The sequence below is a fragment of the Pseudolactococcus reticulitermitis genome, from assembly GCF_002260845.1.
Classification (GTDB): domain Bacteria; phylum Bacillota; class Bacilli; order Lactobacillales; family Streptococcaceae; genus Pseudolactococcus; species Pseudolactococcus reticulitermitis.
Window position 1 is genome coordinate 76666 of sequence record NZ_BEDT01000002.1, and the last position, 12806, is coordinate 89471.

Below are 12806 nucleotides of genomic sequence, written 5' to 3' on the forward strand. Positions count from 1 at the left end.
TGGTATAATTGTTTTATGAATAAAAAAGATTTTCCATGGCTGTATGATGCTGAGTATATGTCCTATGTCGGTGGGCTCTTAGAGACACCAGAAGTTCAAAAATTAAATGAGTTTACACATCACTACATTTCGACGCGCTTGCTCCATTCTTTGAATGTCAGCTACACGTCTTACAAAATTTCTAAAAAATTGGGTTGGAACAAAAAAGCAACGGCTCGTGCAGGGCTGTTACATGACCTCTTTTATTACGACTGGCGTGAAACCAAGTTTCCCGAAGGCAGTCATGCCTATGTGCATCCAAGAATTGCTTATCAAAACGCTCAAAAACTGACGACAATTTCGAAATTAGAAAAAGACATCATCATCAAACATATGTGGGGGGCAACCATTGCACCACCACGCTATAAAGAAAGTTTTGTCGTGACTTTTGTTGATGATTACGTCGCCATCAAAGAATGGACGCAGTTGATGAAGATGAAATGGAAACATCATAAACTGTTCAAGAAAGAAAAATTAAGTTAATGAAATTGCAAAATCAAGACATCAAAATAGGTAAAACGATTGATGAATTAGTGGAGGGTGAGACCTTTAGTCTGTCTGAAACGATTAAAAATCGTGAAATTTTGCTCTATCTCGGTCTTACGAACGATGACAATCCGCTCTATTCGCAGTATGATTATATTAAGGAACTTGGTTTGACTAAACCAGTGGTGCCAACTGCTCTGATTTTTGGCATCATTACCTCGACCATCAACAAACATCTGCCAGGTCCTGGTAGTCATGTTGTCAATGTTAATCTTAACCTCATTGAAAAAATCTTTCGAAATGATTTGTTGAGTTTTAATTTTGAAATCATCAAAATTGATACCAACAAAGATTTGGTCACGATTAATATTGAGATTATGCGTGATGAGGAACGGGTGGCAGACGCTATTGTCTTGGTGCAACCGCCTTTAGAAGAGTTTGTTGTATCAGAGTAGTTGAACTCTAGTGTTGGTAGTCATATGGAGTTCTAAAAGGAGGAGATTATGGATAATCAAATTTTTGAAACAAATCAACATACAGGCAAGTTTTCACTTGCTGATTTCTTCGCGCGGATCTATGCGCTGGTTGGCATGGGGATTGCCGTCAGTGCTGTTGTGGCCTTTATTACGTTGACGATGTTTGCTGATAGTATCTCAGCGATTTTAACAGGCAATACTTGGCTTTTATTCGTCTTATGGATTTTAGAAATGGTGTTAGTCGTTGCACTTGCCCCAATGGCTAGAAAAAATTCACCAATGGCGCTACCCGCTTTCATTGCTTTTTCAGCATTAAATGGCTTCACCTTGACGTTTACCTTAGCTTACTTTGAACTCAGTAGCATTGCCATTGCTTTTGCGATTACAGCAGGTATGTTCTTTGCTCTCTCAATCTTTGGTAAAACGACCAAACGTGATTTGTCTGGTATGGGGAAAGCGATGTTTGCAGCCTTGATAGGGATTATCATTGCCAGCGTCGTGAACCTCTTTGTCGGCTCTTCAGGTATGGATTTCATGATTTCAATTCTTTCAGTCATCGTCTTTTCAGGCTTGATTGCTTGGGATAATCAAAGAATTGAAACGCTTTACCACCAAAACAACGGTAACGTGACCGATGGCTGGGCAGTGAGCATGGCCTTGAGCCTTTACTTGGACTTTATCAACCTGTTCATCTCCATTTTGAGAATTTTCGGGATTGGTGGCAGCAAAGATTAAGTTCAAAAAAATCATCCGAGAGATGATTTTTTGTTTTACGGTCATTTTGATTTAGAAAATGGGGAAGAAATTGAGCGAGGGATTAACCTATCAAAAAGTAGAGACGACAAAAGCGCTGGAAAAATTATCAGAGTTGATCCAAATGATCTGGCCAGAAGTCTTTACGCCGGTGATTGGCGCAGCCCAAGTCGCCTATATGCTAGAAACCTACCAGTCAATCGAGCAAATCAAAAGAGAAATCGATGACGGTGTTCAGTATGAAATCATCAGCTTAGATGAAGAGGCAGTCGGCTATTTAGCTTATGAACTTCAAGAAAATCAATTGTTTATCAGTAAAGTCTATTTATTAGCCAGCTATCGAGGACAGGGATTATCGCGACAAGCCTTTAATCGGCTTGAGGACATCGCACGGCAAGAAAGCAAGGATAAGTTACATTTACATGTCAATCGTTATAACGCGCGTGCTATTGCCGTCTATCAGCATTATGGTTTTGACATCGATAAAGCAATTGATACGCCTTTAGGAGATTTTGTCCTCAATGATTATTGGATGACTAAAACTTTATCTGACTAGCATATGAAAAAACTGCCGAAATTGACAGTTTTTTATTTTATTTAACAACCGTATGGCTGGAAAGGGTTTGACCGTTTTGATCTTTAAGCACCAGCCAAGAGTTAGTTCCTGCGAAATAAAGCAAATGACCGACTTCATTAACCGATTTCAGATGAATATCAGCTGTTGTCACAAAATCCGTGCCAATCGCCTCAGCGTGTTCTTGCCGTAAGGTCATGGCAAATTTCTGTGCAAAGCCAATAGAGCCATCTTGATTGAGGGGCATGTCTTGTTTGAGGACAGCGCCTTTTTTGATAACCATATCGTTACGTTTCAGCCAATAGACCTCAGCTTTAGCGCCATCGTAATCGACATAAAAAGGGATGTCAGCAATTGCCTTTGAAAAACGATACTGGGCTTTACCTGAGCTTTTAGGAGGCGTCTCAGGTGTTTGGGGTGTCATCTTGAATTGATAGCCTAGCAGGTCTAAATAAGGCGCAAGCTGTGCCAGATAAGCCGTTAAAACTTTGGTCTGATGACTGGGTACTTTTTGAGCCATGAGATGTTTTTTGAAATAAATCGGATCAATGTCTACAGGCAAGCTAAAAACGAGGACACGATCAGCTTTGGTTTTTTGAGTCACTAGATTTGACCCTTTAAAATAGAACGTGGCTTTAGAGGTGTCTGCAACCAAGGCTGTTAAATCAAGCACATCCAGTTGCCCCAAATGCTCGGGAAAGGTCACGGTTAAACGCTTATCTTCAAAACTTGCCATCATCATTTAATCACATCAACGCCACCAAGATAAGGGCGGAGGACTTCAGGAATGGTAACAGATCCGTCAGCGTTTTGATAGTTTTCAAGCAAAGCCGCAACTGTACGACCGACCGCTAAACCAGAACCATTTAAAGTATGGAGAAGTTGCGTTTTACCAGCTTCATCACGATAACGAATTTGCGCACGGCGCGCTTGGAAGTCTTCCGTATTAGAACAAGAAGAAATTTCACGATAAGTCTGTTGTGATGGAATCCAAACTTCCAAGTCATAGGTTTTAGCCGCAGAGAAGCCCATATCGCCAGTTGACAAGGCGACAACCCGATAAGCCAAGCCTAATTTTTCAAGAATGTTACCGGCATTTTCGACCATTTTTTCGAGTTCTTGGTAAGAGGTTTCTGGCTTAGAAAACTTAACCATTTCGACTTTATGGAATTGGTGCAAGCGGATGAGACCACGAGTGTCACGACCAGCTGAACCCGCCTCAGAACGAAATGACGGGCTCATAGCTGTGAAATAAATCGGTAAGTCGCTACCGTCGATAATTTCATTGCGATAGTAGTTAGTCAAGGGCACTTCCGCAGTCGGAATGAGGACAAAATCACTATCAGCCAACTCAAAGGTATCTTCCTTAAATTTCGGATATTGACCCGTGCCGTACATTGACTCATGATTAACCATATAAGGGGTAATCATCTCAGTGTAGCCTTCTTTGGCATGTTCGTCCAGCATGAAGTTGTAGAGGGCGCGTTCAAGACGGGCGCCCAAACCTTTGTAGAACAAGAAGCGTGAACCCGTGACTTTGGCACCACGTTCCCAGTCTAAAATGCCTAATTTTTCGCCCAAATCCCAGTGAGCTTGTGGCTCAAAGTCAAAGTTTGGCACCTCACCGACCCGTTTGACTTCGACATTATCATCTTCATCGGCGCCGACAGGCACATCAGCAGCAGGGATATTGGGCAATGTTTCGAGAATACCTGTCACTTTTTCATCGAAGAAAGCGAGTTCTGAGTCAAGCGCCTTGATATGGCTTGCCACTTCCTGCATTTGCGCGATGGCAGTGCTAGCATCTTCCTTGTTACGTTTGGCAAGGCCAATGGCCTCAGACGCCTCGTTACGTTGTTTTTTGAGATTTTCCGTTTCAATGATTAACTCACGTCTTTTCGCATCGAAATCACGTAATTCATAGAGTTTTTCAGATGCCACACCACGTGTTTTGAGTTTGGCCTCTACCTCGTCAAATTGGTTGCGAATTTGTTTAATGTCTAACATAGTTATCCTCCAAGGAATGAAAAAGATGCCTTCAAAAGTGACAGGGCGTTTTTCAACACGGTTCCACCTGTCTTGCTTGAAAGCATCTCATTTTTTTATTTTAGTTAATGAAAGGCGGTAGAATTTCAGACGCATCAAGGAGTTGCTTGCATCAACCGCAACCTTTCTAAACCAATGATTCATCTTACTTATCCGCTAAGACAATTATAGCAAGATAGGCTATAATAATCAACTTTTTCTTTTAGTCAATAATTTTTTGACTTTACTCATGAGTGTCGGTGCTTTAACCACCTTGTCATTACCGATATGTTCCCGAATCAGTTTCAGGACTTTACCAGCGTCTTTAGAAGAAAAACGCACATGGTTTTGTCGTTTGCTGTTGCCTTGTCTATTTAACACAATGATGAATTGACGACTGATTTTATTTTGGCGCGTGACGATACCCTCGACATGGTGAATGGTTTCCCAGGGTATTTGAATGGTATCAGCAACATTGGCATCGTTAAAAAACTCAAATGCTTTATCGCCAATGAGGAGCTTACCATAAACGCTACCAATGCCAACATAGGCGATAGCTTGAAAAGGGGCAGAAGTTTTTGTATTCAGTGATTGTACCATAGTTATAGTATATCATTTTTCACAAAAAAAGCCTGTCATAAATGACAAGCTTTTCAAATTTCTTACATTACACCGAGTACGTGCATCACAACACCAAAGATGAAGAGGCCAATGATGATAACGATTGGTGAAACTTTTTTCTTAAGTAACCACATACAGAAGAATGTTAAGAGCAACCCAGCAAGACCTGGAATCAAACCATCCAAGTTTTGTTGTAAAGTTGTGACTTTATCAGGTGTTTGAGAAAGTCCTTCGCCAACTTTTTGGAAGGCTTCTTGGATACCTTTGTTACCTTTAGGGAGTTTATCCCATTCGATGAAAGCACCTTCAGAGAGTTTAACTTTAGAAACTTGAAGGGCAAACTTGATAGAGACCCAACGTTCTACGAGAACGGCAAGGATAAACATCCCCAAGATTGACGCACCTTTAGTGATGTCTTGCAACAAACCACCAGACAAGTCAGAGGTAATTGAAGACCCAGCTTTGTAACCGAATTCTTGTGTGTACCAGATAAATGCCCAACGAATCACGTTCCAAAGGACGAAGAAAAGAATTGGTCCAATAACGTTACCGCTCAAAGCAAGTGAGGCACCGATCGCACCTAAGATAGGACGAACAGTAAACCAGAAGACAGGGTCACCGATACCGGCAAGAGGCCCCATCATACCAACTTTAACCCCTTGAATGGCAACATCATCAATTGCGGCACCATTCGCACGTTCTTCCTCAAGGGCAAGTGTGACACCCATGATTGGGCTAGCAACGTAAGGGTGCGTATTGAAGAACTCCATGTGGCGTGTCAAAGCAGCAGAGCGGTCTTCTTTACTTGTGTAAAGTTTTTTGATGGCTGGGATCAAAGAGAAAGCCCAACCTAAGTTTTGCATCCGTTCATAGTTCCAAGAACCTTGAAGGAAAGTAGAACGCCAAGCAACGGCTAAACGGTCATTTTTTGAAAGTTTAATTTTTTCACTCATAATAATCTTGTCGTCCTTTCTAATAGTCATTTAAGATGTCGCCGATAGGATCTGTACTACCAGAACCACCACCAGTGCCGCCGTTACCACCCATTTTAGAAAGGTTGATATAGACGAGGGCAAGTGCAACACCAATTGCACCAAGGGCGATAAGTGTCAAATCGCTAACTGCGGCAAGTGCAAAACCAATGGCAAAGAAAGGCCAAACTTCACGTGATGCCATCATGTTGATAACCATGGCGTAACCTACGGCAACAACCATACCACCACCGATAGCCATACCATCAGTCAACCAGGCAGGCATTGCTTCAAGCGCATCTTGAACGGCTTGAGTTGGCACCAAAATAAGGGCCAAAGCAGGGACAACAATCCGAATACCTTGTAATAGAAGTGCGGCAAAATGGAAGCGTTGAAGACCAGCAAAGTTACCTTTTTTAGCTTCAGCATCAGCACCGTGAACCAAACCGACAGAAATCGTCCGAACGATCATTGTTAAGAAAAGACCAGCAACTGAAAGCGGGATAGCTGTTGAGAAGGCAACTGTGATACCTTTAGTATCGAAGTTACCAGATTGTACCATGATAATGGCAGCAGCAACACCGGCAAGGGCAGCATCGGGTGCAACAGCAGCTCCGATATTCGCCCAACCAAGTGCCATCATTTGAATTGTACCACCAAGGATAATACCAGCTGTCAAGTGACCAGTCACAAGACCGATCAATGTACAAGAAATAATAGGTTGGTGAAATTGGAACTGATCAAGAATCCCATCAAGACCTGCGAGGAAAGCAATGATCAGAACCAAAATAATAGAGATAATAGACATGTTTAATTCCTTTCGTTTTACTGAACGTTAGCTTTTTTGATCAAATCGAACAAATTAGCTTTAGAGTCATTTGGTACTTTACGGACATCAAATTCGACTCCCAAATCACGTAGTTTTTCAAAGGTTTCAACATCTTCTTTATCCATTGATAACACTTTGTTAACCATCGTTTTACCAGTTGAATGCGCCATTGAGCCAACGTTGACTGTGTCGATAGGAACGCCACCTTCAACCGCTGTTAAAACATCTTCTGGGTTTTCAAAAAGTAATAAAGCGTGTGTGTTACCAAAACGTGGATCTTTGGCAATCTCAATCATTTTAGCGATTGGGATAACATTAGCTTTCACGCCGTTTGGCGCAGCTTGACCGATGAGTTGTTTACGCAAATCATCTTTGGCAACAGCGTCAGAAACAACAATGATACGGTCTGCTTTAGAAGCTGGTGTCCAAGCCGTAGCGACTTGACCGTGCAGTAAACGTGTATCAATGCGAGCAAGATTGATTTTAATCTTACCATCACCGATGACAGTGCCTTCAGGAATAGCAGAAGTTGCTGCTTTTTCAGTTGGTGCAGTTGCGACTGTTTCTTCAGGTTGAAGCGTTTCAGGTAACACACGGATACCATCTTTTGCTTCTTTGAGGATGTTAGCAACGACTTTTTCTACGCCGGCATCAGCATCCATCATCCGTTCAGTGTAGGCTTGAATTAACATGGGTAAATTCAAACCTGTAATAATAGCGATGTTGCGATCTGGATTTTCGCCCAGAACAGCACTTGCTTGGTTAAATGGTGAACCACTCCATAAATCCGCAAGCACCAAAATCTCATCATCAGCGTCAAATGTTGCGATGGCTGCGTCGATTTTAGCACGCAAGTCATCAGGACCTTCGCTAGGCATGAAAGTGACCGTTTGGACTTTTTCTTGCTCACCGAAAATCATTGAACCTGATTGATGGATACCTTCGGCAAATTCGCCGTGGCTCGCAATTACGATTCCGATACTCAAATTTGAGTTCCTCCTTATGAATAATTGTAAAAAAATATTACACTCTATTATGCACTTATCCTGAATGGTTTGTCAAGCTATATTTGCAACCGTTTTCCATGTCATCATATTGTATTATGACAGACTATTTACAAACTTGGAAAAATACTCTGATAAAAAATAAGCTGTTTTCTCTAGGTATATTGCTAAAAATGTTATAAACTATACCTATAAATAAAAATTAGAATCTGAGTAGGCAATCACCATGAGAATCCAACAATTAAAATATATCATCAAAATCGTTGAGACAGGCTCGATGAATGAGGCGTCAAAACATTTATTTGTGACACAGCCGTCACTTTCAAATGCGGTAAGAGAATTAGAAGAAGAAATGGGAATTAAAATTTTCACGCGTTCCACTCGTGGCATTACCTTGACATCAGATGGTGCTGAGTTTTTATCTTACGCGAGACAAATTGTAGAGCAAACAGAGCTTTTGGAAGAACGCTATAAATATAAGCATGAGAAAAAGGAGCTGTTTGCTGTCTCCGCACAACATTATGCCTTCGTTGTCGAAAGTTTTGCCAGCATTTTGCGGGAAAATGATATGCGAAACTATGAGCTGATTTTGCGGGAGACACGGACGCATGAAGTGATTGCTGATGTGCGCGATTTTCGCTCAGAAATCGGCGTTTTATACCTCAACGATTTTAATCGGGATGTCCTGACTAAACTATTCTTGGATAACAATCTTGAGTTTACCCCGCTATTTCAGACGGTCCCGCACGTTTTTATCTCTAAGCACCATCCGCTAGCTAATCAAACGTCGGTCACGATTGACGAAATGGCAGCCTTTCCCTATCTGAGCTATGAGCAAGGGGAGCGCAATTCCTTTTACTTTTCTGAGGAGATTTTGTCGACGGCGAGACATGATAAATCGATCGTTGTATCTGACCGTGCGACCCTCTTTAATTTGCTGATTGGGCTCGACGGCTACACCATTTCCACGGGGATTTTAAACAGCGATTTGAATGGCGATGACATCGTCAGCGTGCCGCTGCAAGTGGATGAGCAAATCGAGATTGGCTATATTTGTCACAAGAAAGGTCTGTTATCAGAACTCGGGCAACGCTTTTTGAAAGAACTGAAAGCTAAGGTTTAACCATTTAGGGAGGGGCAAAATGCCTGAGACAATTTTTTCAAAACAAGACATTCGGCGCTATCTGATTCACCATTTTGGGCTAGATCGGTTAGATGCCTATGGCGCTGGAAAAACGGGTCTTTTAACGTATATCAGGCACGTGACGAGTCTGCAGCAAGACCCGCTGAATATCATCGGGACAAACATTGATATTATTTTAGCCAGTCGGTTTTCAGAGTATTCGCCTCAGATGTTGGCTGAGTTGCTCTATGAAGATGAGCTTTTGATAGAAGGCTTTGATAAGGAGGCCTGTCTGTTTTCACGCGATGAATGGGGACGCTTTGCCTTTGCCCGTGAAAAAAGGGCTGAAGCGCATCTCAGGACTTTGAGTTATCGAAACCATGAGATGGCGTTGGACTACTTGGCTGATGTGACGGAGATTTTACAGAAGAGTTCTGAGCCGATTTCCCCTCAGGATTTGAAGCTTGGGCAACTTGCTGATAGTAGCTGGGGAAGTTCAAATTTAGGTAATGCTGTTCTTTACCAGCTTTGGTGTCAAGGCCTAGCAGTGATTGCTGGGAGACAAGGACGGCGTAAACTGTATAAGCACTATGAACAAGCCAAGGGCTTGACCAATTTACCGACATTTGACTCAGAAACAGACTTTTTGGACTGGTTTATCTATCGGAGGTTGTCTGGCTTAGGGGCTTATTGGCTGAAGTCTGGTGCGGGCTGGCTAGGGCGAATGATGAAAGAGCGTAAAGCCGTTATCGCGCGGTTTGTCGATCAGGGAAAAGTCGTTAAAATTCAGGTGACAGATATGACAGAATCGCTGTACCTGACGCAGGACAATTATCAGCGATTACTAGCGGTCAAAGAGACGCCAATCAAAACCAATCAGGTCAAATTTATTGCGCCACTGGATAATTTGATTTGGGATCGGAAATTTGTTAAAGAACTCTTTGATTTTGAATATGTTTGGGAAGTGTATAAGCCAGAAAAATTACGCCAATATGGCTATTATGTTTTGCCTATTCTTTTAGGAGATAAATTGATAGCTCGATTTGAACCAGACCGAGATAAGACACGTCAGAATACTTTGCAAATCAGCAAGATTTGGTTCGAGTCGGAAAGCTATCAAACACCTGAAATTGAAAGGCTGATTGCGACGGAAGTTCAACGTTATAATGCTTTGCTACCGAGAAAATAGCACTCTTATATTTAGAAATAAAAATTAACAAGAAAAGTAGGAATAATATAATGAAAAAAAGTAGAACAGAAGCCTTTACAGACGCTGTTATTGCCATCGTCATGACAATTTTAGTCTTGGAGTTTCCACACGTTCATGGGTCTACCTTTGCAGACTTGATTGTTCTGAAAGATATTTTCCCAGCTTATGTCATTAGTTTTATCTTTTTGGTGATTTACTGGAGTAATCATCATCATATTTTTCAAATCATTGATAAAGTCAGTGGTCAAACGCTTTGGTGGAATAATGCGTTTATCTTTTTAATCACGCTTTTGCCATTTACGACTAGCTGGTTGGGGGATAATATTTGGGCGCATGATCCAGAAATTCTTTTTGCTGCTTTGTTTTTATTCGCTAACTTAACTTGGTTATGCATGATTAAAAACTTAGTGAAAGTTAATGCCCACAATGCGTGTGTGACGAAAATTTTGGGAGATTATCGTAAATCTTATCGGACATTGTTATTAAACTTGTTGGCTTTGATAGTCGCTTTCTTTATCCCAATTGGTGGCTTGCTGATCAACGTTGTTTCTTTTCTCCTTTGGGTTGTGCCGGACAAACGAATTGAAAAGATTAAAAACAAGTAAGGCTTGACAGGATTGTGAGGTATAAAAAAGAAAAACACCCCATATGTTGCGGCTGATTTTTTGAAAAACAGGACATTCTGACACCATTTTTAATGTTTTATTTCAGAAAATATGATAAACTTGATATAAGTACTTTAATAAAGAGAGGGTGTTAGGTACATGATTAAAATATTCGGTAAATTACGTTATCATTGGCAACCCGAGTTGTCAATCACGATAACTTACTGGTGCTTGTCCATTGCACCTATTTTCATTAGCTTGGCTTTATTATATGAAAATACCAAAATTTCAAAATCATCTTTTATCCTTTTTATTATTTTTATCGTGTTAGTCTGGATAGGGTTTCAACGCTATTTTGAAATTTCGGATGATAAAGATTTATTGCTGTCAAGAGGTTTGGTACCAGGCTATGCTGGGAAGACCGTGATTTCAAGTATCTCTAAAATAAAAATCAGTAAACGTGCGATTATTATTTATACCAATCACAATGTTAAAGGTAAGATTTTCTATATGAGAAAATGGCCTAAAAAATATTTTGTGGATACGTTGACAACAAATTCATATTTTCAAGGAGAGGTTGAATTAATCGGTCATATTGACCATTATTTTGACAGCTATTCTAACGACAAAAAAAGTAAACTCAGCCAAATTTAAAATGTATCAAAAAAGCACAGGCTAGCTGTGCAATGATAATTAATAGGCTTTGACGACGATGGCTCTAGTTGGGCATTCTTTAGCCGCTTGAACAAGACTAGCGTCAGACGTGATGTCAAGTTCGGTATCGCCCGTATCAAAACGAACTAAACCATCGATATCATAGTTAAAAATCGGATTATAAGTGTGGCAGAGGCCACAAGCAATGCACTGCTCAGGAAGTATTTGAATTCTCATATGACTAGTATAACAGAGAAAGGACATCATGACTAAAAAAAATGAACCATGGAACAATGAAGTTTATGGTGCCATGCAGGAATCGCGTGGTGATATGCCGCCTAAACGGTCATCTAAAAAAAATGAGGCTTCTACCAATTTTTTAACTTTTTTAGTTGTCCTTTTGTTTATGATTATTGGTGGCATTGTGGTGATTATTGTTTGGAATAATCGACTTGTCGATAATACTAAGATTTCATCGAGTTTTTATACGAGTAAATCTAGTGTTGCTCAATCAACACCAGCTAGCCAATCGAGTTCAGCAACAGAAGAGAAATCTTCGGAGCCTGAAACGTCTGAGTCAAGTTCAGCTGTAGTTGGCGAGACGACGACGGTTGAAGCTGGCGAAGGTCTGTATCAAATCGCTGCCCGAACAGGTGGCGATGCTCAAACAATTGCCAAGGCAAACGGGATGACCGTTGAGAATTGGTATGCAAACCCAGGAGATGTCATTAAGTTAAAATGAATTTAAAAGAGATTAGAATTGCCATTGATGGCCCAGCTTCTAGCGGCAAATCAACCGTTGCTAAAATGATTGCTAAAGATCTGGATATTATCTATCTGGATACGGGTGCCATGTACCGTGCGGCAACTTATGTTGCGCTATCAAACGATTTAGATGACGATGTCGCGCAAATCATTGCCATTTTAAAAGAAAATCCGATTTCATTTGGCACGTCGTCAGAAGGTCAGCTGGTCTATGTCGGTGAAGTGGATGTGACCCATGCCATTCGTCAAAATGATGTGACCAATGCGGTTTCTAAAATTTCAGCCATTCCTGAAATTCGTGCCTATCTGGTTGATGCCCAGCGTGAGATTGCAGGTCATGGCGGGATTGTTATGGACGGTCGAGACATTGGGACAGTTGTTTTACCTGATGCTGAGCTTAAAATCTTTTTAGTGGCTTCTGTCGAAGAACGGGCAGAACGCCGTTATAAGGAGAATTTAGCTAAAGGGATTGAAACGGATTTCGCGCAATTGAAGTTTGAGATTGCTGAGCGTGATCGCAAGGATTCAACACGGAAAGTTAGCCCGCTTAAACAGGCTGACGATGCGATTTTAATTGATACAACAGGCATGGGTATCGCAGTAGTAGTTGCTAAAATTGAAAGTTTTATTAAATAATTCTGATTAATTTCAGTTTTTTTTTACATTTAGCT

At 41.0% G+C, this 12806-nt stretch carries 17 protein-coding genes; 10 read left to right on the forward strand and 7 right to left on the reverse strand.

Annotation, left to right across the window (positions count from 1 at the left end):
- Positions 1–15 precede the first annotated feature (15 nt).
- The 4 genes from RsY01_RS04175 (at position 16) to RsY01_RS04190 (ending at position 2310) form a co-directional block, all read left to right on the forward strand.
- Complete coding sequence (locus tag RsY01_RS04175; protein ID WP_094784306.1) at positions 16–522, forward strand: HD domain-containing protein; 507 nt, start codon at positions 16–18, stop codon at positions 520–522.
- Positions 522–980, forward strand: coding sequence for a hotdog family protein (locus RsY01_RS04180; RefSeq protein ID WP_094784307.1), 459 nt, complete (start codon positions 522–524; stop codon positions 978–980). The genes RsY01_RS04175 and RsY01_RS04180 overlap by 1 nt, the downstream gene beginning before the upstream one ends.
- A 48-nt stretch (positions 981–1028) precedes the next feature.
- Positions 1029–1736 carry a Bax inhibitor-1/YccA family protein gene (locus RsY01_RS04185; RefSeq protein ID WP_094784308.1) on the forward strand — a complete coding sequence of 236 codons (708 nt, stop codon included), beginning with the start codon at positions 1029–1031 and terminating at the stop codon, positions 1734–1736.
- Positions 1737–1806: 70 nt separating this feature from the next.
- Positions 1807–2310, forward strand: coding sequence for a GNAT family N-acetyltransferase (locus RsY01_RS04190; RefSeq protein WP_167373223.1), 504 nt, complete (start codon positions 1807–1809; stop codon positions 2308–2310).
- 37 nt (positions 2311–2347) lie between these two features.
- On the opposite strand, the gene RsY01_RS04195 is transcribed toward RsY01_RS04190, so the two are convergent.
- The 6 genes from RsY01_RS04195 to RsY01_RS04220 form a co-directional block, all read right to left on the reverse strand.
- On the reverse strand, positions 2348–3070 hold the full coding sequence (locus RsY01_RS04195; RefSeq protein WP_094784310.1) for a hypothetical protein: 723 nt from the start codon (positions 3068–3070) through the stop codon (positions 2348–2350).
- Positions 3067–4335: a serine--tRNA ligase gene (gene serS, locus RsY01_RS04200; RefSeq protein WP_094784311.1), complete on the reverse strand. Its 1269-nt coding sequence runs from the start codon at positions 4333–4335 to the stop codon at positions 3067–3069. Before serS ends, RsY01_RS04195 begins: the two co-directional genes overlap by 4 nt.
- Positions 4336–4563: 228 nt before the next feature.
- Positions 4564–4953: a DUF956 family protein gene (locus RsY01_RS04205; protein ID WP_094784312.1), complete on the reverse strand. Its 390-nt coding sequence runs from the start codon at positions 4951–4953 to the stop codon at positions 4564–4566.
- 62 nt (positions 4954–5015) lie between these two features.
- Complete coding sequence (locus RsY01_RS04210; protein WP_094784313.1) at positions 5016–5927, reverse strand: PTS system mannose/fructose/sorbose family transporter subunit IID; 912 nt, start codon at positions 5925–5927, stop codon at positions 5016–5018.
- A 19-nt stretch (positions 5928–5946) separates the two neighbouring features.
- Entirely contained in the window at positions 5947–6753 is an 807-nt protein-coding gene (locus RsY01_RS04215) for a PTS mannose/fructose/sorbose transporter subunit IIC (RefSeq protein ID WP_094784314.1), read from the reverse strand.
- 17 nt (positions 6754–6770) lie between these two features.
- Positions 6771–7760: a PTS sugar transporter subunit IIB gene (locus RsY01_RS04220; RefSeq protein ID WP_094784315.1), complete on the reverse strand. Its 990-nt coding sequence runs from the start codon at positions 7758–7760 to the stop codon at positions 6771–6773.
- 244 nt (positions 7761–8004) lie between these two features.
- Here RsY01_RS04220 and RsY01_RS04225 point away from each other — a divergent pair, with 244 nt between their 5' ends.
- The 4 genes from RsY01_RS04225 to RsY01_RS04240 all read left to right on the forward strand — a co-directional run bounded on the left by RsY01_RS04225 (position 8005) and on the right by RsY01_RS04240 (position 11370).
- Positions 8005–8901 carry a LysR family transcriptional regulator gene (locus RsY01_RS04225; protein ID WP_094784316.1) on the forward strand — a complete coding sequence of 299 codons (897 nt, stop codon included), beginning with the start codon at positions 8005–8007 and terminating at the stop codon, positions 8899–8901.
- 19 nt (positions 8902–8920) lie between these two features.
- A complete protein-coding gene (locus RsY01_RS04230) occupies positions 8921–10090 on the forward strand; it encodes a DNA glycosylase AlkZ-like family protein (RefSeq protein WP_094784317.1) in 1170 nt (389 codons plus the stop codon).
- Positions 10091–10140: 50 nt separating this feature from the next.
- A complete protein-coding gene (locus tag RsY01_RS04235) occupies positions 10141–10716 on the forward strand; it encodes a TMEM175 family protein (RefSeq protein ID WP_094784318.1) in 576 nt (191 codons plus the stop codon).
- 159 nt (positions 10717–10875) lie between these two features.
- Positions 10876–11370 (forward strand): EbsA family protein, encoded by a 495-nt coding sequence (locus tag RsY01_RS04240; RefSeq protein WP_094784319.1) that lies wholly within the window; start codon positions 10876–10878, stop codon positions 11368–11370.
- Positions 11371–11409: 39 nt separating this feature from the next.
- Here RsY01_RS04240 and RsY01_RS04245 read toward each other — a convergent pair whose 3' ends face one another.
- Positions 11410–11607, reverse strand: a complete 198-nt coding sequence (locus tag RsY01_RS04245) for a ferredoxin (RefSeq protein WP_094784666.1) — start codon at positions 11605–11607, stop codon at positions 11410–11412.
- A gap of 28 nt (positions 11608–11635) precedes the next feature.
- On the opposite strand from RsY01_RS04245, the gene RsY01_RS04250 reads away from it, so the two are divergent.
- Positions 11636–12112 carry an SAG1386/EF1546 family surface-associated protein gene (locus RsY01_RS04250; protein WP_094784320.1) on the forward strand — a complete coding sequence of 159 codons (477 nt, stop codon included), beginning with the start codon at positions 11636–11638 and terminating at the stop codon, positions 12110–12112.
- Positions 12109–12771: a (d)CMP kinase gene (gene cmk, locus RsY01_RS04255; RefSeq protein WP_094784321.1), complete on the forward strand. Its 663-nt coding sequence runs from the start codon at positions 12109–12111 to the stop codon at positions 12769–12771. Before RsY01_RS04250 ends, cmk begins: the two co-directional genes overlap by 4 nt.
- Positions 12772–12806: the final 35 nt, after the last annotated feature.